Origin of the sequence: Treponema vincentii (assembly GCF_010365865.1) — a bacterium.
Classification (GTDB): Bacteria; Spirochaetota; Spirochaetia; order Treponematales; family Treponemataceae; genus Treponema.
This window is the reverse complement of the sequence record NZ_CP048020.1, coordinates 1,621,228-1,643,356: the sequence shown is the minus strand read 5'-3', so window position 1 is coordinate 1,643,356 and position 22,129 is coordinate 1,621,228. Positions and strand designations below refer to the sequence as shown.

Below are 22,129 nucleotides of genomic sequence, written 5' to 3'. Positions count from 1 at the left end.
ACACGAGGAGAGCTTATGAAAAAGATACTATTGACTATAGCAGCGATGATAACGCTTGCGGCATTTTTTGCAGGATGTAAAGGCCCCAATACTCCATCCAAGGAGACGCAGCCGTTACCCCCGTCTTCCCCACAGGAAGAGGGCGGAAGCGGCGGCAGCTCAACACCTACACAAATAACGATAACGGTTGCGGGGGATGAGCACGTTACGCTTAAAGCGGAAAAAACATTTACGGCTGATAAAGGAAAAACCTGGCATCAATTACAAGCATTGGCGGAAGATAAAATAGACCACTACAACGAACATTACGGACTCGACAAATGGAAACTTACCAATGCTGCCGGTGATGATTTAATTGCTGACTATGTTTTTAATGCAAATACAACTGTTTTTGTTGTAACAAAACAGATCACAACGCCGCTGCCGTCTAAGATTACGATAACGGTTGCGGGAGACACAGGGGTTATATTAAAAGCCGATCCTACATTTGAAGTGGCTCCGGGCAAGCACTGGGATGAAATCGAAGCGCTTGCAAAAACGAAAATACAAAAATATCAGTCTCATTATGAGCTTAAAAACTGGCGTCTTAGCAATGCTTCAGGGCAGGTTTTGGATGACAGCTATATAACTTCGTTTAATGCCAATACTACTGTCTTTATAGAAACAAAACCGATAGATATACAGCTTACCATTAAAGGAGAGCATGTCGATATCACTTCTCCTGCCGAAATGTATGTACCTAAGGGCACAAAATGGAGCGAAATAAAAACCAGAGTTATGGATAAAGTTAGTCAAAAACCCGGTTTTGTCATACTTGCATGGAAAAAAGGCAGTAAAACCGGTATCGAATTTTACGATAACTTTCAATTTAGAGGCAAAACGACGATATACGTCGAAACAAGACCGACAGATGTTACTATCACGATAAAAAGCAACGGTTATGTTCAGTTGGCAGCAGATCCTAAAATTACAAAGCCATATGGCGTAAAATGGAGAGAAATAAAAGACGAAGCAAAAACTAAGATAACCTGTAACCCAGGCTATGTGTTTGCCACATGGAAAAAAGGCAGCACAACCGGAAAAGAGCTGTTTGACATTGATGATTTTGAAGAAGACACCGACATATATGCGATCACACAACAAGTTCCCGTTCCCAACGGTGTAAAGGTAACGCCTCCTACAGGCGGTATTACCGGACATGCCGTTTCGTATACCTTGCCAACCGCCGACGCTTCATGGAAAGGCGTATTTATCAATGGACGCACAGTCAATTTAAATGCCTATACTATAGGTAAATACGAAGTTAGTGTGCAAATATGGAATGAAGTGTGCGAATGGGCTCAAAGGAACGGTTATTTGTTTGAATTTGACCCTAAAAACGACGATACTCCTACCCAAGCTAATCAGCCGATGGCAAACATAAGCTGGACTGACTGCATAGCGTGGTGTAATGCATATACCGAGATGACATTCGGAAACACGGAACAGTGTGTATACCGTGACGGATCACCATCGGGGAAGGTCATAAAACAGGCTTTCCATGGTGATAAAGCATATTGCGATTTTTCCAAAAAAGGATTCCGTTTGCCGACGGAAGCCGAGTGGGAGTACGCTGCACGTTATCAGGGTAACGACAGCACCAATGCCGAACAATACGGCACTGTTTATTTAACCAATTTGAATTCGGCAAGCGGTGCAACAAAGCCTGTTGGCTTTGAAGGTATGGCAATGCCGTCCGGTGAAAGTTATGAAACCTTACGCGCAGAAACCGCCCTCTTTGCAGTTTTCAATAAATGGTGGAACGGCACGGAATTTGCATCACAAAGTCCCTCCGTACCTGGTAGAGCAAATGTCGGAGACAAAACAGCCAACAAATTGGGACTGCACAATATGAGTGGCAATGTTGCAGAATGGTGCTGGGATTTATATACAACCATAAATGCAAGTACAAATGCCTATCCTACCGGTCCTTTTCCGGACTATGAGACACAACGGGTAGTACGCGGCGGCAACTGGTCTGAAAGTACCGGACAAGCTGTATACGATTGCATGACCGGCAAGCGAAAATCAAAAGGTTCCAGTGGAGCTGATCCTATCAGAGGTTTCCGCTTAGTCTGGAAAGAGTAGCCGGTAGTCATTTCCCAACGCGGACGGTTTGTTCGTGAGTGCAGGGACTCCGCATATTTGTATTTATGCGGAATCCCTGTTAGTCTCTGTATGCTCTACTTTACATAAAAAAAAAAATTCTATATGCTTCCACTCTGGTTTAAGACAGTGAGGTATCAGGGCAATCGTATCGGAGATATTTCAAGCGGTTGCATTCCTTATTGTGCGAAATTTTTTTAAAATTTCGCACAGTTTATTTTAGAAGAAGGGTAATCACATCAGGCATATACATAAAAATTGCAGAATAATATAGGCTGGGCGACCATTTGAGCCGTGAAGCGGCGAAACTCTGGTTGAACGGCCTATATTATTCTGCGGGGTTGTAAAAGGAGTCTGATGAGATTACCCTGAGTGAGGCATAGTGTGAAAAGATCTCAAACGTTTATTCCCACATTACGGGAAACGCCTGCGGAAGCAGTTGTTGTCAGTCATCAATTATTATTACGCGCCGGAATGATCCGTAGATTGGGGAACGGGCTGTTTAATTATCTGCCGCTCGGTTTACGGGTGTTCAGAAAGGTTGAAAATATCGTGCGGGAGGAAATCGACGCTACCGGATGTTTGGAGTGTAAAGCTTCGGTTGTCGCTCCGGGCGAGATTTGGCAAGAGTCCAAGCGCTGGTACACGATGGGAGACGGGCTTTTAAGGATGAAAAACCGCCTCGGTCAAGATCTCGTTGTCAGCCCGACAAACGAAGAATCGTTTACCGCCCTGATGCGGTATGAGCTCGGTTCGTACAAGGATTATCCGCTTTCGGTGTATCATATTAATACAAAATACCGGGATGAAATTCGTCCCCGTTACGGATTAATGCGCGCCCGCGAGTTTACGATGAAGGATGCGTATTCTTTCCATACGAACGCTGACTGTCTTGATAAAACCTACCGTTCATTCGGTGAAGCATACGAAAAGATATTCCGCCGTTTCGGTTTAAGTATTATACGGGTTCGGGCGGATTCCGGTTCTATGGGAGGCAGCGGCTCCGAGGAATTCATGGTTGAATCCGCAATCGGGGACGACACGCTCATCCTTTGCCCGCAGTGCCGCTATTCTGCAAACGAAGAAAAGGCTGCCTGTGCACCCGATCCCTACACCGAACTTCCCGAAACAGCGGAAAAATGCACGAAGCTGCCGACACCCGATGCCCGCACAATAGAGGAATTAGTTGCGTTCTTGCACACCTCGCCGAAAGCATTCATTAAAACCCTAATCTATCATGTAAAAGATTCCGAGGTTATCGACTCGGAGTTTGTTGCAGTGTGTATCCGCGGTGATTTGGAAGTAAACGAAGCAAAATTGACAGCAGTACTCAAAGCTGCGGAAGTTGAACTTGCCTCCAATGCGGACGTTGAAGATATTACGGGTACCGTAGTCGGATTTGCCGGCCCTATCGGTTTAACCAAGGCTCCCGTATTGGCTGACGAAAGTGTCATGCTGATGCATGATGCCGTAACCGGTGCACTGGAAAAAGATATGCACTATATTCATGTTGAACCGAAACGGGATTTTGCTCCCACGATGGTGTGCGATGTCCGGATCGTCAAGGCAGGCGATCTCTGCCCTTTGTGCAAAACGCCGTTTTACAGCAAAAAAGGTAATGAGCTTGGACACATCTTCAAACTCGGTACAAAATACACCAAAAGTATGAATATGACTTACCTTGACGAAAGTGGTCAACAGCAGTATCCTTTAATGGGTTGCTACGGTATCGGCATCGACCGTGCTCTGGCATCGATTATCGAAGAGCATCACGACGATAACGGAATTATCTGGCCGATGAGCGTTGCTCCGTATCATGTCGGTATTGTACCGATACAATATGAAGGAACCATGAAGGCCGTTGCTGACCGGCTGCACGATGAACTCACGGCTCGCGGTATTGAAGTATTGCTGGATGACCGTTTGGAACGGCCGGGGGTTAAGTTTAAGGATATGGATCTCATCGGCTTGCCTATCCGGCTTGTCATCAGCGATAAGAAACTGCCTAATATTGAATTTAAGTTCCGTTCGGATGAAGAGTCGATGAATATGCCGCTTGAGGGTGTTATCGATTATGTTGTGCAACGCGTTCAGCGCGAATTAAAGTAGGTATGGGGGTGTCTCTCTGATCTAAACGAATTGGGATGTAAGAGAGTACCGCATTATAGTAATCATGAGACTCTAAGGAGGGTTGTGTTATGAAAAAGAAGATTTTATGTATGTTTATCGGTTTAATGCTTATGGCACCGTTCGTGTTTTCCGAGGGAGTCGGTTTTTCGGCACAAGTGAGTCCTGTCGGATTTATGAATTTTAATGTGTGGACAAAGTATGATAAAGATACTATTGCTCATGCCCCTACAGAGGTAAGAAAAATATTCAAAGACTATGATAAGTTCTTTCACGACGGCTATAATATGTATGCCTTAGGAGCTGATCTTAGAATAAGCAGTGCGTATCTTACCCTGAATGTGGGACTTCCTCGTCAAATTACTATCGATGATATAAAAAATTTCGGGGGAACATTAAATAACAATTCGTTTATTTTTAACGGACAGCTTGGTTGTGGGGGAACTTTCTTTAAAGATTCTCCCATCAATTTATTCGTTGGGGGCGGTGTAGGATTTGATATCATCAGAACAACAAGAAATATTCCGGCAACAGCATTAGCCTTGGCTGGCTGGACAGAAGACCGCCTCATTGGTTTATTGGGACTCGGCCTTAATGTCGGGGTAAGCTTTTACTTTCTGCCTCATGTAGGTATTTTTGCGGGCGTTACGGATAATCTTTCGTTCATACAGGTATCTAACCAACAGTATTATACTCATGGTACTGTTTCTGAATACTTACAGAAGGGTGTTAAGGATGCTAAACAGGCGGTATCCGGGCTTTTGGCAAACAATTTTACCGCGCGGTTAGGAATTGCTTTTAAGCTGTAGAGATCTCGAGAGCAATATATTTGCCGCATTGCGTGTGCGCTTAATTCTGATTTCTTGTCCTGCTTGTCTTTTTATTCTTCCTTTCGTATACTGTTATGAATGGAACCGATTATTCTTGCATCGAAGTCACCCCAGCGGCAGGACATCCTTAAGCGTTTAAACATTCCGTTTATCAGTATTCCGTCGGAGGCCGATGAATCTGTCGCCTCCGATCTTCCTCCCGAAAAAGCGGTAGAACAGATTGCATTGCGAAAGGCAGAAGCAGTGCTCCGTTCCCCGCTAAAAATCAATACACCGTGGATTATATCCGCCGATACGCTTATCTTTTCTAATGGTACGCCGATGGGTAAACCTGCCGATATCGATGATGCCCGTAAGATGCTGCAATCGTATTCAAATACGGCGCATAAGGTTATAACGGCGATTTGTTGCTATGATGAAAAATTACAGCACATTTCAACCCGAATCAGCAGTTCTCAAGTGTTTTTTAAGGCATTATCAGAGGTCGAAATCGATTGGTACCTGAGTACCGGGGAATGGCAGGGTGCTGCAGGAGGATACCGTATACAGGGAACCGCAGCTTGTTTTATTACAAAAATAGAAGGTTCATACAGCGGAATCGTAGGCTTGCCTATTTATGAGTTATATGATATTTTGACGGAGCACGGCTACAGCTTTACCTAAGGACAGTGGTCGTGTAAATATCCTAAAATGCAGAGAGAAATTTCTAAAATCTCACTACGTTTTTAGAAACGCCCTGAATGCATTTTTAGAGAAATAGAGAAGGATGGGCTTTAAAAAGCTCGTGAAGGAGTAACCATGGCAGTAGTAACCATGAAAAACCTGCTTGAATCCGGTGTCCACTTCGGACATCAGGTAAAGCGCTGGGATCCGCGAATGAAAAAATACATTTTTGCGGAACGGAACGGTATCCACATTATTGATTTGCAGAAAACCATCACTGCAATCCGTGAGGCGTATGACGCGGTACGGAAGACAACCGCAGCAGGAAAATCGGTCTTATTCGTTGGAACTAAAAAACAAGTACAGCAAACCATTGCAAAAGAAGCTGAACGCTGCGGCATGTTCTATGTTAATAACCGCTGGCTCGGCGGAATGCTGACAAACTTTTCTACCATCAAAAAAAGCCTCGCTCGTCTTAAGAAAATTGAAAAAATGGAAAATGACGGCACCTTTGACAGCCTGACTAAAAAAGAAGTTGCCGTGCTGCAGAAGGAAAAAGCCAAGCTCGAAAAGAACCTCGGCGGTATCAAAGAGATGAAAGAGCTCCCGGGCATCATCTTTATCATTGATACACGAAAAGAAACTATCGCAATTAGCGAAGCCCGCCGTATGGGAATCCCGATTGTCGCAGTAGTCGATACAAACTGTAACCCTGAGGGTATTGATTATCCGATTCCGGGTAACGATGATGCTATCCGTTCGATTTCTTTATTCACTCAGATTATTGCAAATGCCGTTATCGAAGCTGATAACGAAAGCGGCCTCAAGATTATCGAAAATCTTCAAGACGGAGATGAAGGATTCAGTGATTCCAATATCGATCCGTATCAAGATCGTGAAGATGAAGAGATTACCGATTATTCCAACTATACTCCTTCAGAAAAGAACGATCATGAAGAAGATTCGGATGACGGAAGCAGTTCTTTAATTGATGAAGATGAACTATACGGCGACCGCTAAAAAGGATGTATAACCTGCCGCTGAAAGATACGCATACTTTCGGCGGTATCTTACTATGCACAAAGATTTAAGGAGAAAACAGTTATGGAAATAAAAGCATCTGACGTAAAGGCACTGCGCGAAAAGACCGGCGCCGGTATGATGGAATGTAAAAAAGCTCTGCAAGAATGCAATGGTGATGCAAAAGAAGCGGAAAAATACTTAAAAGAAAAAGGTCTTGCCGCCGTTGAAAAGCGGGCAAGCCGCGCGACCAGCGAAGGTATCATTGTTGTTAAAACTACCGATTCTAAAGCGGTAATGGTGGAATTAACCTGTGAGACCGACTTTGTCGCAAAAAATGCCGATTTTATCGCAGTCGGTGATAAAATCGCAGAAACTGCTCTTGCAAAAGGTTATACCGATGTTCAGAAAGAATTGAGCGATATGGTGCTTGATCTTGCGACCCGTGTACGCGAAAATATGGGCTTACGGCGCTTAACTGCCGTACAAGCAGGCAGCGATGAATACATTGCGCATTATGTCCACTCCGACAAAAAAACCGGTGTTATCGTTGTGTTAAAATCAGATAAGTCTGCCGTGTTTGCCGACAAAGTGTTTCAGGAGTTTGCGTATGACTGCTGTCTCCATGCGGCGGCATTTACCCCGCTCTATGTAAAGAAAGAAGATGTCGATGCGGCATATATCGACGAGCAGCTTGAGGTATTCCGCGGACAGGTTGCTGAATTGCAGAAGCCCGACAATGTAAAGGAAGGAATTGTAAAAGGTAAGCTGAATAAGCATTTGGCTGAAATTTGCTTCCTTGAGCAGGCCTTTGTTAAGGACGATAAGGTATCCGTAGCGGCAAAGATGAAGGAAGTCGGAAAGCAGCTCGGTGCCAACATCAGCCTTTCAAAGCTTGTGCTGTGGCAGCTTGGCCAATAGAGGGTGATATGAGCGATATTCATAGTGTCTATGAAGAAAAAATGAAGAAGTCGATTGCGACGTTGAAGGATGATTTTAACGGACTCCGGACGGGTCGTGCTTCTGCTTCTTTGTTCGATAAAATACGGGTTGACAGCTACGGACAGCCGACGCCGCTTAATCAAGTGGCATCCATTTCTATTCCTGAAGCCCGCTTAGTGGTTATTCAGCCATGGGATAAGTCGCTGTTGGGAGAAATCGAAAAAGCCATCCTTAAATCGGAGCTTTCGCTCAATCCTGCAAACGACGGTAAACTTATTCGTATCGCAATTCCGCCGCTTACCGAAGAGCGCCGGAAGGAGCTCGCTAAACAGGCAAAAAACTTTGCCGAGCAGTGCCGTGTAGCAATCCGTAATATTCGACGAGACGGTATCGATGAGGCAAAGAAGCAGCAGAAGGAAGGTGTGTTAAGTGAGGATGCCTTAAAAGTAGCCGAAGAAAAATTCCAAAAAGCAACGGATGCTCATATCAACGATATCAATAAGCTCCTTGCAGAAAAAGGAAAAGAAATTATGGAAGGTTAATGACAGTGCAGCATATTGCCGTCATTATGGATGGCAACGGGCGATGGGCTCAGCAGCGGGGGTTAGCTCGTACAAAAGGACATCGAGAGGGATTGGAAGCAGCCAAACGGATTGTCAAAACGGTTGCCGATTTACATATACCGTACATCACTCTGTATGTGTTTTCAACGGAAAATTGGAAGCGCACGGAGGAAGAAGTCGGCTTTTTGATGGGGCTCATTCAACAGCATCTCCGTGCAGAGCTCGCCTTTTATGCTGCAAATAATATCAAAGTGAAACATATCGGGAATGCAGCGGCATTGCCTCGTGCAATTCAAATGGATATTGCCGATATAATGAAAAAAACGGAACACTACACGGGGACGACTATGCAGCTTGCCATCAACTACGGTGGTAAAGATGAAATTATCCGTGCAATAAAAAAACTAAGCGGCAGACAACTTGAAACGCTTACGGAAGATGCCTTTGAGCAGTTGCTTGATACGGCTGGTGTTCCACCTGTAGATCTTGTCATCCGTACCGGCGGCGAAAAGCGATTAAGCAATTTTTTGCTATGGCAGACAGCGTATGCCGAATTTTATAGTACGGATATCTTGTGGCCGGATTTTACACCTGCCCATTTGATGGAAGCATTAGACGCTTACGGTAAACGTATACGGCGCTTCGGAAGGATCGTATGAAAAAGATTATTGAACGGATAATAATGTTTGTCATCGGATTGCCTCTTGTAATCAGTTCGGTATATTTTTTACCATACCATCATTTTTTGGTGCTGCATCTCGAAATATTTGCTGCCACGGCTCTTTCGATTATAGAAATTCGCACTATGTTTTCCCGAAAGATTGCCGTATACTCTATGCCGATTGTCTTATTTGCCGGCATGCTTATTCCAGTGGCCGTATATCTTTTTATGCTCGGGCTTTTTTCTCGCGCTGTAATGACCTTGATCGGTATCGGTGCACTTTATTTTATATTCTTTGTTGAAACCTTTTATTCTTTTTCAAAGCCGTTTGAAAAAAGTATTCAGCGTGTGTGTTCTGCAGCATTTATCATTTTTTATCCGGGTCTTTTGGTTATATTCATTTCTGCAATGACACGCTGGCCGTCTGCTTCGAATATTATTGCAATGTTTTTGCTGATGGTTTTTTCCTGTGATTCGCTTGCGTGGTTGTTCGGCATATTGTTTGGGAAAGGAAACCGCGGCTTTGTACCGGCGAGTCCGAACAAAAGCATCGTAGGTTTTATCGGAGGAGCCGTCGCCGCGACTGCAACCGGTTTTCTCGCCTTTAAGCTGTTCCCTGCCGACTTTGGAAAGAGTTTAAGCGGCTCTTTACTAACGGGTTTTTGCACCGGTTTGGCAGCTATCATCGGGGATCTTATCGAATCTATTTTTAAGCGTTCTGCTGAAGTAAAAGATTCCGGAGCGCTTATACTTGGACGTGGTGGAATCCTTGACAGTGCCGATTCTATTTTACTTGCTGCGCCGGTGTTCTATCTTTGCTATCGATTTTTCATTGGAATATAAGAGAGCAGCTTTAAAATTTGGCATCTTAGAAAATTAACCTTCGGTTTTTAGGTGTCTCATTATACAGGGTGAAATAATGCAAAAGATAATCGTACTCGGGGCGAGCGGGACGATCGGACAAAATACTATCGATATTATACGCAAGTTTCCAAGCCGTTTTGAACTTGCCGGTGTTTCCGTACATACAAAGACTGATGTGTTGAATGCCTTACGTGCCGAATTTCATTTTCAAGATTTTGCGGTAACGGATTCCGCCGCTGCCGCAGGGTATGATATAAAACATCATAGTCTTGAACGGTTTTTAACCGAAACCCCTGCCGATATTGTGGTGAACGGTATTGCAGGAGCGGCGGGATTACAGGCCTCCCTCATTGCGGTTCGGACTCATCGAACACTTGCTCTTGCAAATAAAGAAAGCATTGTGATGGCGGGGCATCTTTTGCAACAAGAAGCCGAAAAGTATCATTCACTCATTATACCGGTAGATTCCGAACATTCAGCCATTTACAGCTTAATACGGGCTCACGGACGGGAGGCTATTGAACGCCTGATCATTACTGCTTCCGGCGGCCCGTTCAGGACATGGGCAAAGGAACGGATTCAAGAAGCAACGCTGCAGGACGCGCTTAAACACCCGACGTGGACGATGGGCGCTAAAATTACGATCGATTCCGCCTCCCTTGCCAATAAGGCTTTGGAAGTAATCGAAGCGGTGCATCTTTTCGATATTTCTGCCGACCGTATTACCGTTGCGGTACATCCGTCAAGTGTCGTACATTCGATGGTGCAGCTTACCGGCGGTGAAATCTATGCGCAGCTTTCTCCGCCCGATATGCGCAATCCCATTTTTGCTGCGATGAGCTATCCTGAAGAACCGCCGCCCTATCTTGCGCCGCTCGATTTTACCAAGCCTTTAGATCTGCACTTCGAGCCGCCGCGGACGGAGGATTTTCCGATGTTATCGCTCGGGTTTATCGCCGCCCGTAAAAAGGCAGGGTACCCGATCGCATTCAACGCCGCCAATGAACAGGCCGTCGCAGCATTTTTGCGCAATCAAATCCGGTTTGTGCACTTAGCGGAGATTACCGCACAGGTGATGCAGGAAGATTGGAGCGCTACGCCGAAGGAGATAACGGATGTTATGCGCATCGACGAATCCGCCCGCCGCCGCGCAGACGAAGCTGTCCAAAAACTTCAGTTTTTGGACAGCTTCCTTAGATGTAGATGCGATGTTTAAAATTAAGTTATTACTGTATAAAGACTTAATTTTAAACTCGCGGAGATGTCGAAAAAGTAACCAACTTTTGAGACATCCCCGTATAACTACGCCGGCTGATATTGCAGCAATACTATGTTTAATGTAAGCGGCAATCGCACAGAAATATTAAGCGGTTGCCTTCCTTCTGCGTGAAATTTTAGATAAAATTTCACGCAGTTTATTTTAGAAGAGAAGGGAAAATGAATCAGGTGGTGCAGTTCAAATACCGCAGAAGCGCCGGGATTGGGCGACCATTTGAGCCGCAAAGCGGCGAAACTCTGGTCGAACAATCCTGGTGATGCTGCGGGGTGTAAAAAAAATAACCTGATTCGTTTTCCCTGCGAAGGACTATATAGATGTTAAAATTTTTGATCGGATTGCCGGTACTCGGCATTGTCGTATTTATCCATGAGCTGGGGCACTTCATCGCTGCTAAGCTCTGCGGAGTGTCGGTGGAGAGCTTTTCCATCGGCTGGGGGCCGGTACTGCTGCATAAAAAGTTCGGTGCAACCGACTACCGGCTGTCGGCGATTCCCCTCGGCGGCTACTGCGGCATGAAGGGAGAACACGCGTTTAGAGAGGCGTACGAAAAAAAACTGCCCAGTGTTCCCAAGGAAGAGGGGAGCCTTTTTGCCGCACACCCCTTTAAGCGGATACTGATAGCGTTTGCGGGGCCCTTTGCCAACCTCTTGCTTGCCGCCGCCGCACTTGCCATGATAAGCGGACTCGGCAGGACATACTACACCACCGATAACCGTATCGTACCGGTATACTGCCTCGATTCGAGCGACCAATCGCCTGCGCGGACAGCCGGTCTACAGATAGGCGATCGTATTCTCCAAATCAACGATCAAAAGACAGCGAACTTCGCCGATATTCAGCAGATTATCGCGCTTCATCCCGAAGAATCGCTTACAATGCTGATTGAACGGGGGGGAGAACAGCTCAGTATGACTATACGCCCTGATTTGAATAAAAAAACGGGCGCGGGGCAGGTCGGTATTTACCGTTATGTGCCGCTCGAAGTTGCATCCGTGCGGAAAGACTCCGCTGCCGATTTGGCGGGAATCAAAGCAGGTGACCGGCTTACCGGTATTGACGGCACAGCGCTCGATAACCAGATGGCGTTGATATACTTTTTCCGCGACTATACGCAAAAGACCGCACTTTTTGAGCTTATCCGTGACGGCGAGCGGATTGAGCTGCCGGTAAACCTTGTCCGCACGGAAAACGGCAGCGTCGATCTCGGTTTGAATTGGGCCTATATCACCGTAACCGAGAAAGGAACCGGTTTTATTGCCAGTTTACGCCAAGGGATAGTGCAAACCGGAGAACTGACGGCCGTTACGCTGAAAAGCCTCGGGCTTTTGTTTAAAGGCGTGAATATGACTGACGCGGTTGCCGGGCCGGTACGAATCAGTTCGATGATCGGTAGTCTCGCGGCGGACGGCTTTAGCGAAAATACACGAGCGGGCTTTGTGAATATTGCTGAAATTGTCGCGGTAATATGCGTGTCTCTCTTTTTAATGAACCTTTTGCCCATTCCTATTCTGGACGGCGGATTGATCTTTACCGCCTTTATCGAATGTATCGTCCGCCGGCAAATACCGCCTCGTGTGTTATATTATCTCCAGTTCGTAGGATTCGCCTTTATCGCCGTGCTTTTTTTCTTTGCATTATGGGCGGATATCCTATATATTATGAAATGAAGGGCAGGAAGTTACCTGCGTTTGAAACAAGCACGGCGTTTTTTTAGGAGGCCTTATGCAAAAAATTACCTGTAAATGCGACTGTTCATTTGATGTGGAATACGAAAAAACAATCGATCTTGATGCCCGCCCAGCAGTAAAGGAAGATATAAAAAGAGGCTCCTTTTTGTCTTTTGTATGCCCGTCCTGCCATTCAAAAGTCAATATCGAACTTGAAACGGAATTTGTGTGGAAATCGAAAAAAACAACGCTATTGTTTGTACCCGAAAAGAAGCGTATGGAATGTCTTGCTTTTTGTGCGGGAGCCGTCAGAATTAATGCGGAAAATAATAAAAAATTAAAGACTGAATTTCTGAAGAAAGGACAAACGCCCGTTATCGGCTACCCTGAACTTGCCGATCGGATTGCCGTCCTTGATTCCGGTTTAGATCCGGAGATTGTTGAAGCGGTAAAATTCTTTTTATTGGATAACGGGAAGAATATCAAGGGTAAGCAAATTCAAATCCTGTTTGAAAAATTTTATGATGATGTAATTGAATTTCATGTGCATGGCTTACGGGAAAAAGAAGTTGCAGTGATGCGTATTCCACTAAATCTTTATCGTTCGATCGAAGCAGATCGTAAAGCAAAAAAGCAAAAAGAGGTATTCCAAGCCTTATGGCTCGTCCCCTACCTTTCCTATAAGAATATTCATGCCGAAGGAGATGATCATGATGCATCAGTTTAAACGATTTTCGTTTTTGCTCTTGTTTATATGCTTCCTTGCAAGTGCAGCAGCTCAGACAACTGGCAATATTGTGACGCCTCCAACTCCAGAAGAATCCGAATCTTCGCTCTCCGAAACCGAACAAACTGCAGCTGACGGACAATCACAGTCCGGTGCATTGGATAACGATGACAATTCGGATACGCATCGGCAATCCCAATCCGATAAAACTACCGATATAGGTACACCATTAGAAAAATCGGATGACACTGCATCTCTTACCGATAAAAACACTCCTGATACGGTAACTCCTAATGCTCTTAAAAAAAACATCTTGGAACGAGCCTATATCTCTCATCGATTTGAGGGAGGCGTAGCAGCTGTTGCCGACTCATCTGTGACGCGTTCTTTTTTTGCTGCCGGAAAAGACGGTTTTATGACTCGGTTTTCATATGGAACGATGAAGCCCGAAACATGGCAGGTATCGACCATGCCGATTAAGCGCATAGCCGCACATCCTAAAAAAGCGTTGATTGCCGTCTATGAAACGGATGGTTTCAGCGTTCATAAAATTTCTCTTTGGGATTGGCAAACAAAAAAACAGCTGTATGCGAAACGTTTTTCCAGTTCCATCCTTTCGCTATCGTGGTCGGCTCAAGGGACGTACCTTTTTATCGGAACCGCATCGACGGAAGGTATTACCATCCTTGACGCAAGCGGAAAGATCAAAAAAGTGTATCCGCGTCCGCCGGGAATCGTGCTACTTGCCGCGACCGGCCCGAGCGAAAAAAGTATCGTAACATACGGAGAAACCGGTCGGCTTGTGTATGCCGATATTGCGAAAAAATCTATTCTCACCCAATACGAGACAGAGGATCGATTGGAAAGTCCTGAGCTTATTAAGAATTATACTCAGATTATCGGCTATAAAAACGGGAATGTCGTAGTTGTAAAGGCCGCTTCGGGCGAGGTATTAAAAAGCTATCCCGCGCGTTCGGCGCTGTTTGCAGGGAAGATTACGGACAGCCTACCGGTATGGATTGAAAAAGGCGATACACGGCAAACATGGCATTTGTGTCAAGGCGATAAAAGATCCCCTGCTTTTAGCCTTCCGTATCCGGCAGCAATCACGGCAGCGCGGCATGTTGATTCGACGGTTGTAATCGGAACCGATGACGGTAGACTATATCGTTTGAAGCAAAATAGCGATGCGGCAATTTCGCTGACGGAGTTGAATATCGACACTTCAATGCAGGTGAGCGATATATGCACGAAGGATTCTAAAATTTATATGCTGAGCGGTTCAACGCTCTATGTAGCCGCTTCCCCGGAGGATAAGCCGGAACCCATCATTCAATCCGTTTCAGGCGAACGGTGTACTGTATACGGTAATGGTTTTTTATTTTGGTCGGCAGAAAAAAACGCACCGCTATATTATGCAGAGGAGGGACAAACACCTGCTGTCCTCTACCGCCCACGGGAACGGCTCAATTCGGTTTCCGTTTATAATGATACTATTGCGGCGGTACGGGCATTTAGTGGGCTTGTGTTGTTGGACGGTAAAAGCGGCGCACCGTTATTTACGTATCAAGCCGCCGGATTACAGGATGCCGTACAGGTTAACGACACATTCGTGCTTATCACCAAGAGTACGGGCGGTGTTATTAGCCAGCCGCTCCTGTTGATTGATATCAGAACGAGCGAAACCATCCCGCTTAATATGGAAGGAGACATCGCGTTTTCCGCACAGGCAAATAATAAAGTAAAAAACACCTTTTCCTGCTTTCGGTTAAAAACGGAGAAGGCGGCACAAACCGATTTAATGACGATGAAAATCGATACGGTGTATCCCGCCCGCAGCGCTTTTACCGCAGCGCTTTCGTATGGTGATGAGAACTTACAAGCCTCGCTCTATGATGACGGATACGCAGTGCTTACCAACCTCGGGAAAAATCAGCTGAGTTACTACGATAAAAAGCGGAGATCGATCCGGCAGCTTCCGCGGGATTATGCTTTATCTCGTAAAGCACTGATGACGGATGCATACATTGTCAGCGTGAACTATGATGGCTCCCTTTCGTGGTTTAACCGCCGGACGATGCAGCTGTTGCAGCATACCCCACTGACAGAGGATTGAGGCGGAGGCGATTGTCCTCTTAACAATTTATAAACGACAATCTATAATACTATCAGTGATGAAAGAATCGAGGAAAAAAACACGACACTTATACTGAAATCCTTAAAAACGCAAAAAAAGAATTTTTGCAAAAAGGTTTTGAAAAAAGCGTCTATGCGTTCCATCGCAGCAATGACGGGAATAACGGCAGGCGCCTTGTACAAACACTTTCCGTCAAAGGCTGCAATATTTGAAGCGCTCGTGCAGCCGCTTATTACACAAACGTTAAATATCGGCACCGATTTTTCCGAAACTGCAATCCATCTATTCACAACTGACGGCAACTCCGTGACAAAAGAAGCAATACGCATATCTATCCAAGATTTGTGCGATCTTGCCTACAGCCGCTTTGATGAATTTAAACTTTTGTTTAACCGCTCTGCGGGAACAAAATACGAAAACATTCGCCATGAATTTGTAATGGCGGATGTTGCTGCATGCAAAAAATTTATCGGCGACTTAAAACTGCGAGGAATCAATATACATCCTCTCACTGACGATCAACTCCATTTGGTTTACAGTACCGCCTTAACACCGTTTTTTGAAATTATTACCCATGAATATTCTTATGAAAAAGCCCTATCCTTTATGGATATATTGACTGATGTGATGTATTTTTGCTGGAACAAAATTATGCAACCGGAAACGCAATCAGGACAATCACACCAGCTGCCTCTTGAAAAAAGTAAGCCTATTGACACATAACTATGTTATATACTACCGTCCTATTAATTTCTAAACGTAAGGAGTTTAAAAACAATGAGTTCAACGACACAATCCGATAAAAAAATGCGGACAAAGGATTTTATCTATGCAGGGGCATTCGGTGCATTGTACATCGTGCTGATGCTGATTATCGTAATGGGTTCTTCCGCCATTTCTCCCGTGCTGTATTTCATGGCGCCGCTGACGGTTGGGTTGATTTGCGGTACGGTGTATATGCTGTGCGTGCTTAAAGTGCATAAGTTCGGCGCCGCGTTGATATTCGGTGCGTTTTTTACGCTAATCACTTGTACGCAAAGTTTGTATGCAGTTATTTTTTCACTGGCGGCGGCGCTTATAGCTGAGCTGATTTTGTTCTTAGGTAAGTATCAATCCCGCAAGATGTATCTGCTGTCATTTGTTTTTTTCAACCTCAATATGGCGGCACCGACCCTGATGCTGCTTACCGATTACAACAAATTTATGATGCTTTCGGAAAAATACAGTGGTGCCGCTTATGCACAGTCGTTTGCAAAACTGGCATTTAACGGAAAGATATGGTTCGCGATACTGGGCTGCGCTATTGCAGGGGGAATTGGTGGCGCACTTATCGCAAAAAATTTGGTTAAAAAGCATTTTGAAAAAGCCGGAGCCGTATAAATGGCGTTCGGGCTGTATGGAAGCGGGAGCGGGCTTTTAAAGCTTGACCCGCGGACAAAGCTGCTTTTATTTTGTGCAGGTATCGCTGTCAGTACCTTTTCCTATAATGAATGTGCGTTGTGGATGTACTGCGCAGCGATGTGCGCACTATTAGCCTTGTGCGGGGAAAAATGGTTTGCACTCAAGTGCGGTGCTCTCATTGCTTGTATGGAATATCTGCGCTACCGCATCATCACCTCCGGCACAGGCGCTCCCGCGCTAACCGGAATTCTTGTCGCACTTATTATGATGTGCCGGTACGGTTTTCCCTTGCTCCTATCCCTCTCATTTTTAATTAAAACAACGCGCATCAGTCAACTCATCGCGGCATTGTCGGCTCTGCACCTTCCGCTCTTTGTTATTATCCCCCTATCCGTAATGCTCAGGTTTATCCCGACAGTGCAGGAAGAATGGGACGGCGTGCGGAAGGCTATGGCATTTAGAGGCATATCCCTTGAACCGGGCGCGGTGATACGGGCGCCTTTTAAAACAATCGAGTACATATTGATACCGCTCCTTTTCAGCTGTATCTCCGTTATGGATGAGCTCGCCTCCGCTTCCCTTGCACGCGGCCTTGATGCGGAACGGAAACGGACATCTTATGAAACGGTAAAGATGCGTTTTCCGGACTACATCATTATACTGCTGTTTGTAGGCATTGCGTTCTATGCTGCTGTAGGAGGGAGGAGCTGATGGAAAATGTGGTATGACTTTGATTGAACAGCGCACGTTTTATACTGCCGTATGGAGCTTGGATCGCCTTAATTGTTCAGATGAAATTTTCCGGCTTCGATTATTGGAACTCAACTGGCTTTAATAGAGCATTTATTAATGTCCGATAGATCATCCGCTGTTTTATCATATTTAGAAACCCTCTCTCATGATGAGCTTATAGAGTTACTACATTCTTTTGCAACGACTCATGAAGATATTCGGCTTGTCCTTGAAGAAAAAGTCGCCGAAGAAAGCACAAAAAATAAAGATGCTGCTGCGGTTGAATACAACCTACAAATAATGACCCAGACGATGACGGAATCTGTAACAGCAGATGTTTATCATCCATCGCATGTACTTGTTACTCGGAACAGTACCGCACAGGAAAAGATCAATTGACAATCCTCGGCTCGATACGCTTATGCTTGCAATGCCGTTCAGCTGGAAGGGGACGCTTGCGCAATACTGCGGCCGATTGCACAGAAATTTTGCAGGAAAAGAAGAAGTACTGATTTATGATTACGTTGATTTCCGTGTTCCTGCTTTCGATAGAATGTACCGGAATCGACTTAAAGGCTATAAACAGCAAATACCGTTTAATGAGCAGCGTTTTAAGTTAAGCTTGCTGCTTACTCTCCCCGCTACCTCCCCTCAAAAAACGCCTGTACCTTCTCCATAATCGCCTGCGACCATCCGCCGCTCCACACTAACTTTCCGCCATCCATAAAAATGAGATAATTACAGCATGCAGCAATCAGCTCCGGATCGTGGCTGATGATGAACACGGTTTTGCCTGCACGGGCAAGGCGTGTGATATTTTCCGCAACATCCCGCATGTGTGCGTAGTCAAGGCCGCTGGTCGGCTCGTCAAAAATAAGAAACTCCTTATCGGCAGCAATCGCGCTTGCGACGGCAAGACGCTGCTTTTGTCCGCCCGATAACGCCATTGGATGCACTTCCTTAAATTCCGAAAGATTCAGCGCATCCAAAATATCAAGTGCTTTTTGCCGTGCCGCTTCGCCGCTTACGTCATTTACATCCATACTCAATAAGATTTCTTCGATAACGCTTTCCGTAAAAAGCTGATGGTTGACATCCTGCATCACCATATAGGACTTTTTCAGCCGCGCTTTCGCCGTGTAGGATTTTCCGCTATCGTTCAACACCCCCTTCGCCCGTTTTTCAAGCCCGCAGATAACCCGCGCCAAGGTCGATTTTCCCGCGCCGTTAAACCCAAGCACACCCGTAACTGCACCGGAAGGAACCTTCAGCTCCGGTATATCGAGAACGCGCTTTTTCCCGTAAGAAAACGCAAGACCGGAAAACGTAACATACCGCTCGAATACCGGCAGCTTTTCGACAGAGGTATCTTCAAACACCGGCGGCTTTTCTTCGGCAGGGTCACATACGAATGCCTCTTCGGCGGAAGCACATTCGGGTGCCGGAGAGCTTTCGACAGAGGCACAGTCAAATGCCGGAGATTTTTCGGTGGGAGCATATACGAATGCCTCGTCGGGGGAACCTTCAAAGATTCCTTCAAGGATCTCTCCGCTTTGATATGCACGGATACATCCCGGAGTGTATTCCATCGCTTTTTGCGAACGCAAACCTTTCCGATGCAGCGCTTCCGTGTCCACCTGCAGAAATTCCGCTATCGGAAAATCCTTGATAATCCGCCCGTTTTCCATATAGATCACGCGATCGGCTATCTCCATCAGATAGTACAGTCGGTGCTCGGCGATAACGACCGTCTTTCCCTGCTCCTTCCATTTCCCTATTACCGCCTTCAAATTGGCAATGGAGCGGAGATCAAGGTTGGAAGAAGGCTCATCCAAGACGAATATGGCAGGCTGCATCGCTGCCGCAGAAGCACACGCTATTTTTTGCTTTTCTCCGCCTGAAAGCGCAAACAGGTTTCTATCCAAAAGGTCAGCCATATCAAGGTCTCTGCTTACCTGCCCGATGCGGCGGTACATTTCTTCCCTCGGAACGCCGGTATTTTCGCAGCCGAAAGCGATTTCACTCGTGGAATCCAAACTGAAAAACTGAGAGCGCGGATTTTGAAACACCGACCCGACTTTTTGCGAAAGCTCATACAGCGTTACGGACGCCGAATCTCTCCCGTCGATAAGCACCTGTCCTTCCAGTGTCCCCGCATAATACGCCGGAGCAAGCCCGTTAATCAGGCGGGTAATCGTCGTCTTACCGCAGCCCGACAGCCCGCATAGCAGCACCACCTGTCCCGCCGAGATTTGTAAGTCAATGCCGTACACTCCCGCGCTCCGCTCCGCGTTATGATAGGTAAAAGTTACATTTTTTAACTCAATCATCTTATCATCCTCTCATCTGCATCATTTTCCATATCATTGTCTAATCTGTGTCGCGCCCCAATCATCCCCCAATGCGTAACACCGTACAGACAAGCAGCGCAGCCGCGATAACGGCAATGCCCGCATCGTATATGCCAAAGTGCAGCTCAACAAGGCATGTCCGCTTTTTCAATCCCCCTAAGCCCCGCGTCAAAGCTGCCGCCGATAACTCTTCACCGATTTTGGCAATCGACATCATCAGCGGAATCAGCCGGTACTCCAGCATCATCGCAGGGTTCCTCCAAAACCGCGGCGTACCGAACCCGATTTCCCGCATCCGCATCGCGCTGCCGATTGAACGGTTTTCTTCTCCCAACGTAGGGATAAACCGGAACACAACGGATATGGGAATAATCAGCGCATCAGGCACATGCCACCGGCTCATCGCTGCGATAAACTCATTCGGTTTTGTCGATTCGATAATATAGTAGCCGAACATAAACACCGGAAAAAACCGGAAAATCAGCTCGCTTAAAAGCCCCCACAGCATTGCCGCAAGGTACGGAAGCGACCCCGCCATGTTCGACAGCTTGACCGCAGCCGCCAGTGCAAACAGTCCTCCGTAAATCAGCGCCGGCCGGTATTGGCGGTTCAGAAAAAGCAGACTAATGGGAATAAGCACAATCACCATATTCAGCATACTCTGCTCTTCCACAAAGAATATCAGCGTTGCAAGAAAAAACATAAACAGCACCTTGGTGCGGGGATCGATGTGCACTCCCTTTGCCCGCGGCGGTCTATACGGCTCAAAATCTTCCATTATACAATCCTTTATATAACCCTTATCTAACACCATGTAGCACCGGCAGCATCTATACGCACCTATACAATACCGGCTCTTTCAAAATGCTTTTTCAACATCCGCCTTCCAAGCAGCGCTCCGAGCAGCGAAGAGGCAAACAGGATACCGATTGCCGCAAATCCCATCCACGGCGGCATAAACTTTTGCACCCCTTCAACATATTGATCCCCCATTGAACTGCGCACCTTTTCCATATACGTTGCAGCAAAAAGCCACATCGGCGCCTGACAGCTTATCATCGCGCAAGAAAAAAGCCAGTAGCCAAGCACACTCGCCTTAAAACTCTTGTATTTACCCGCTTTCAGTACCAGATCGGCAAGTGCGCCCATCACGCAATAGCTTATAATAGGAAGATACGTGTATCCCATCAGATACCAAAATATCCCTAAAATAACGCTCATAATAAAGACCATCCCGAACTTATCCGCCTTTGTCAAAAACAGCATAAACGGAATCCCCGTCGCAATCGGCACAATCACATACAAAAACGGATACAGAACCGGAATTGCATTTATCATCCCGACAACAAAAAAAATAACCAGATACATCGCCGTATAGATTCCGACATTTATCAGATCCTTCGCCGACAACTTACTGCTTTGCATACGCAAACCTCCATTAAAATATTGGAAACCTCTAAAATCTGTATTTTTTAGAGCACCTCTTATGATAACATTGATAGCACACTTTGTTATCTTTTCTTCAAAAAAAATAAATCGTCTCAAGACGATCTTTGTCTTCTTTTTTCTCTTTTGGGCGGCTTTTTGCGCCGTTAAAACAGCGCAAAAACCGGGCTTTGCGGGGTTCCGCCTCTCGGCTCCATTCCTCCATTCGCTCACCGCTCACTTCGGAACGCGCTTCGCGCGCCCCTTCAATCCCTTCCGCTGTTGAAAAGCGTACATCCGTGTACGCTTTTCAACGACGAGTTTCGGCCTTGCCGAAACATCGCCACTGCATGGAACCAGCGGCATCCGTGCCGCTGTTGAAAAGCGTACATCCGTGTACGCTTTTCAACGACGAGTTTCGGCCTTGCCGAAACATCGCTACTGTATGGAACCAGCGGCATCCGTGCCGCTGTTCAGCAGATGCCGTCCATGGCATCTGCTGAACGTGAGTTTGCGTACCGCAAACTCACTATTGGTTAACACCCCGGACATCCCTGTCAGTTCTGAATGTACGTCCATATATATGCTCATCGTC

General features: G+C 46.0%; 22 protein-coding genes and 1 pseudogene. 19 read left to right on the top strand and 4 right to left on the bottom strand.

Annotation, left to right across the window (positions count from 1 at the left end; genetic code table 11):
* Positions 1-15 precede the first annotated feature (15 nt).
* The 18 genes and pseudogenes from GWP43_RS07655 to GWP43_RS14815 all read left to right on the top strand — a co-directional run bounded on the left by GWP43_RS07655 (position 16) and on the right by GWP43_RS14815 (position 18,437).
* Entirely contained in the window at positions 16-2,127 is a 2,112-nt protein-coding gene (locus GWP43_RS07655) for a formylglycine-generating enzyme family protein (protein ID WP_230977595.1), read from the top strand.
* Between the two features lie 402 nt (positions 2,128-2,529).
* Complete coding sequence (locus GWP43_RS07650; RefSeq protein WP_162663674.1) at positions 2,530-4,254, top strand: proline--tRNA ligase; 1,725 nt, start codon at positions 2,530-2,532, stop codon at positions 4,252-4,254.
* An 89-nt stretch (positions 4,255-4,343) separates the two neighbouring features.
* Positions 4,344-5,081 (top strand): DUF2715 domain-containing protein, encoded by a 738-nt coding sequence (locus GWP43_RS07645; protein WP_162663673.1) that lies wholly within the window; start codon positions 4,344-4,346, stop codon positions 5,079-5,081.
* A gap of 99 nt (positions 5,082-5,180) precedes the next feature.
* Positions 5,181-5,765, top strand: a complete 585-nt coding sequence (locus GWP43_RS07640; protein ID WP_162663672.1) for a Maf family protein — start codon at positions 5,181-5,183, stop codon at positions 5,763-5,765.
* A 135-nt stretch (positions 5,766-5,900) separates the two neighbouring features.
* Positions 5,901-6,785: a 30S ribosomal protein S2 gene (rpsB, locus tag GWP43_RS07635; protein ID WP_162663671.1), complete on the top strand. Its 885-nt coding sequence runs from the start codon at positions 5,901-5,903 to the stop codon at positions 6,783-6,785.
* 84 nt (positions 6,786-6,869) lie between these two features.
* Complete coding sequence (gene tsf, locus GWP43_RS07630; protein WP_162663670.1) at positions 6,870-7,706, top strand: translation elongation factor Ts; 837 nt, start codon at positions 6,870-6,872, stop codon at positions 7,704-7,706.
* Between the two features lie 8 nt (positions 7,707-7,714).
* Positions 7,715-8,269, top strand: coding sequence for a ribosome recycling factor (gene frr, locus GWP43_RS07625; RefSeq protein ID WP_162663669.1), 555 nt, complete (start codon positions 7,715-7,717; stop codon positions 8,267-8,269).
* Positions 8,269-8,949 carry a polyprenyl diphosphate synthase gene (gene uppS / locus GWP43_RS07620; RefSeq protein ID WP_162663668.1) on the top strand — a complete coding sequence of 227 codons (681 nt, stop codon included), beginning with the start codon at positions 8,269-8,271 and terminating at the stop codon, positions 8,947-8,949. Before frr ends, uppS begins: the two co-directional genes overlap by 1 nt.
* Positions 8,946-9,794, top strand: a complete 849-nt coding sequence (locus tag GWP43_RS07615; RefSeq protein ID WP_162663667.1) for a phosphatidate cytidylyltransferase — start codon at positions 8,946-8,948, stop codon at positions 9,792-9,794. Before uppS ends, GWP43_RS07615 begins: the two co-directional genes overlap by 4 nt.
* A 76-nt stretch (positions 9,795-9,870) precedes the next feature.
* Positions 9,871-11,031, top strand: a complete 1,161-nt coding sequence (gene dxr, locus GWP43_RS07610) for a 1-deoxy-D-xylulose-5-phosphate reductoisomerase (protein WP_162663666.1) — start codon at positions 9,871-9,873, stop codon at positions 11,029-11,031.
* A 377-nt stretch (positions 11,032-11,408) separates the two neighbouring features.
* Positions 11,409-12,761 carry an RIP metalloprotease RseP gene (rseP, locus tag GWP43_RS07605; RefSeq protein WP_162663665.1) on the top strand — a complete coding sequence of 451 codons (1,353 nt, stop codon included), beginning with the start codon at positions 11,409-11,411 and terminating at the stop codon, positions 12,759-12,761.
* Positions 12,762-12,816: 55 nt separating this feature from the next.
* Positions 12,817-13,488, top strand: a complete 672-nt coding sequence (locus GWP43_RS07600) for a CpXC domain-containing protein (protein ID WP_162663664.1) — start codon at positions 12,817-12,819, stop codon at positions 13,486-13,488.
* Complete coding sequence (locus GWP43_RS07595) at positions 13,472-15,604, top strand: hypothetical protein (protein WP_162663663.1); 2,133 nt, start codon at positions 13,472-13,474, stop codon at positions 15,602-15,604. The genes GWP43_RS07600 and GWP43_RS07595 overlap by 17 nt, the downstream gene beginning before the upstream one ends.
* 98 nt (positions 15,605-15,702) lie before the next feature.
* Positions 15,703-16,348, top strand: a pseudogene (locus GWP43_RS07590) (TetR/AcrR family transcriptional regulator).
* Positions 16,349-16,402: 54 nt separating this feature from the next.
* Entirely contained in the window at positions 16,403-17,005 is a 603-nt protein-coding gene (locus GWP43_RS07585; RefSeq protein ID WP_162663662.1) for an MptD family putative ECF transporter S component, read from the top strand.
* Positions 17,006-17,737: an energy-coupling factor transporter transmembrane component T gene (locus GWP43_RS07580; protein ID WP_162663661.1), complete on the top strand. Its 732-nt coding sequence runs from the start codon at positions 17,006-17,008 to the stop codon at positions 17,735-17,737.
* 138 nt (positions 17,738-17,875) lie between these two features.
* The gene (locus tag GWP43_RS07575; protein ID WP_162663660.1) at positions 17,876-18,157 is read left to right on the top strand and encodes a hypothetical protein; all 282 of its coding nucleotides are present in this window, start codon (positions 17,876-17,878) and stop codon (positions 18,155-18,157) included.
* Positions 18,158-18,179: 22 nt separating this feature from the next.
* The gene (locus GWP43_RS14815; protein WP_230977594.1) at positions 18,180-18,437 is read left to right on the top strand and encodes a hypothetical protein; all 258 of its coding nucleotides are present in this window, start codon (positions 18,180-18,182) and stop codon (positions 18,435-18,437) included.
* Here GWP43_RS14815 and GWP43_RS14240 read toward each other — a convergent pair.
* From GWP43_RS14240 to GWP43_RS07555, 3 genes are all read right to left on the bottom strand, one after another.
* A complete protein-coding gene (locus GWP43_RS14240) occupies positions 18,400-20,088 on the bottom strand; it encodes an ABC transporter ATP-binding protein (RefSeq protein ID WP_203232390.1) in 1,689 nt (562 codons plus the stop codon). The two genes, GWP43_RS14815 and GWP43_RS14240, sit on opposite strands and share 38 nt — an antisense overlap.
* A gap of 61 nt (positions 20,089-20,149) precedes the next feature.
* Entirely contained in the window at positions 20,150-20,887 is a 738-nt protein-coding gene (locus tag GWP43_RS07560; protein ID WP_162663659.1) for an energy-coupling factor transporter transmembrane component T, read from the bottom strand.
* A 62-nt stretch (positions 20,888-20,949) separates the two neighbouring features.
* Positions 20,950-21,534, bottom strand: a complete 585-nt coding sequence (locus tag GWP43_RS07555; RefSeq protein ID WP_162663658.1) for an MptD family putative ECF transporter S component — start codon at positions 21,532-21,534, stop codon at positions 20,950-20,952.
* Between the two features lie 61 nt (positions 21,535-21,595).
* On the opposite strand from GWP43_RS07555, the gene GWP43_RS07550 reads away from it, so the two are divergent.
* The gene (locus tag GWP43_RS07550) at positions 21,596-21,820 is read left to right on the top strand and encodes a hypothetical protein (RefSeq protein WP_162663657.1); all 225 of its coding nucleotides are present in this window, start codon (positions 21,596-21,598) and stop codon (positions 21,818-21,820) included.
* A gap of 152 nt (positions 21,821-21,972) precedes the next feature.
* Here GWP43_RS07550 and GWP43_RS07545 read toward each other — a convergent pair whose 3' ends face one another.
* The gene (locus GWP43_RS07545) at positions 21,973-22,113 is read right to left on the bottom strand and encodes a hypothetical protein (protein WP_162663656.1); all 141 of its coding nucleotides are present in this window, start codon (positions 22,111-22,113) and stop codon (positions 21,973-21,975) included.
* Positions 22,114-22,129 lie beyond the last annotated feature (16 nt).

Coding starts and splice junctions, on each gene's coding strand:
- dxr (WP_162663666.1), top strand. CDS start 9,871: ATGCAAAAGATAATCGTACTCGGGGCGAGCGGGACGATCGGACAAAAT.
- GWP43_RS07595 (WP_162663663.1), top strand. CDS start 13,472: ATGATGCATCAGTTTAAACGATTTTCGTTTTTGCTCTTGTTTATATGC.
- GWP43_RS07640 (WP_162663672.1), top strand. CDS start 5,181: ATGGAACCGATTATTCTTGCATCGAAGTCACCCCAGCGGCAGGACATC.
- GWP43_RS07545 (WP_162663656.1), bottom strand. CDS start 22,113: ATGGACGTACATTCAGAACTGACAGGGATGTCCGGGGTGTTAACCAAT.
- GWP43_RS07585 (WP_162663662.1), top strand. CDS start 16,403: ATGAGTTCAACGACACAATCCGATAAAAAAATGCGGACAAAGGATTTT.
- GWP43_RS07615 (WP_162663667.1), top strand. CDS start 8,946: ATGAAAAAGATTATTGAACGGATAATAATGTTTGTCATCGGATTGCCT.
- GWP43_RS07655 (WP_230977595.1), top strand. CDS start 16: ATGAAAAAGATACTATTGACTATAGCAGCGATGATAACGCTTGCGGCA.
- GWP43_RS07600 (WP_162663664.1), top strand. CDS start 12,817: ATGCAAAAAATTACCTGTAAATGCGACTGTTCATTTGATGTGGAATAC.
- rseP (WP_162663665.1), top strand. CDS start 11,409: ATGTTAAAATTTTTGATCGGATTGCCGGTACTCGGCATTGTCGTATTT.
- GWP43_RS07550 (WP_162663657.1), top strand. CDS start 21,596: ATGATAACATTGATAGCACACTTTGTTATCTTTTCTTCAAAAAAAATA.
- GWP43_RS07560 (WP_162663659.1), bottom strand. CDS start 20,887: ATGGAAGATTTTGAGCCGTATAGACCGCCGCGGGCAAAGGGAGTGCAC.
- tsf (WP_162663670.1), top strand. CDS start 6,870: ATGGAAATAAAAGCATCTGACGTAAAGGCACTGCGCGAAAAGACCGGC.
- GWP43_RS07645 (WP_162663673.1), top strand. CDS start 4,344: ATGAAAAAGAAGATTTTATGTATGTTTATCGGTTTAATGCTTATGGCA.
- rpsB (WP_162663671.1), top strand. CDS start 5,901: ATGGCAGTAGTAACCATGAAAAACCTGCTTGAATCCGGTGTCCACTTC.
- uppS (WP_162663668.1), top strand. CDS start 8,269: ATGACAGTGCAGCATATTGCCGTCATTATGGATGGCAACGGGCGATGG.
- GWP43_RS07555 (WP_162663658.1), bottom strand. CDS start 21,534: ATGCAAAGCAGTAAGTTGTCGGCGAAGGATCTGATAAATGTCGGAATC.
- GWP43_RS14240 (WP_203232390.1), bottom strand. CDS start 20,088: ATGATTGAGTTAAAAAATGTAACTTTTACCTATCATAACGCGGAGCGG.
- GWP43_RS14815 (WP_230977594.1), top strand. CDS start 18,180: ATGCTTGCAATGCCGTTCAGCTGGAAGGGGACGCTTGCGCAATACTGC.
- GWP43_RS07580 (WP_162663661.1), top strand. CDS start 17,006: ATGGCGTTCGGGCTGTATGGAAGCGGGAGCGGGCTTTTAAAGCTTGAC.
- frr (WP_162663669.1), top strand. CDS start 7,715: ATGAGCGATATTCATAGTGTCTATGAAGAAAAAATGAAGAAGTCGATT.
- GWP43_RS07575 (WP_162663660.1), top strand. CDS start 17,876: ATGTCCGATAGATCATCCGCTGTTTTATCATATTTAGAAACCCTCTCT.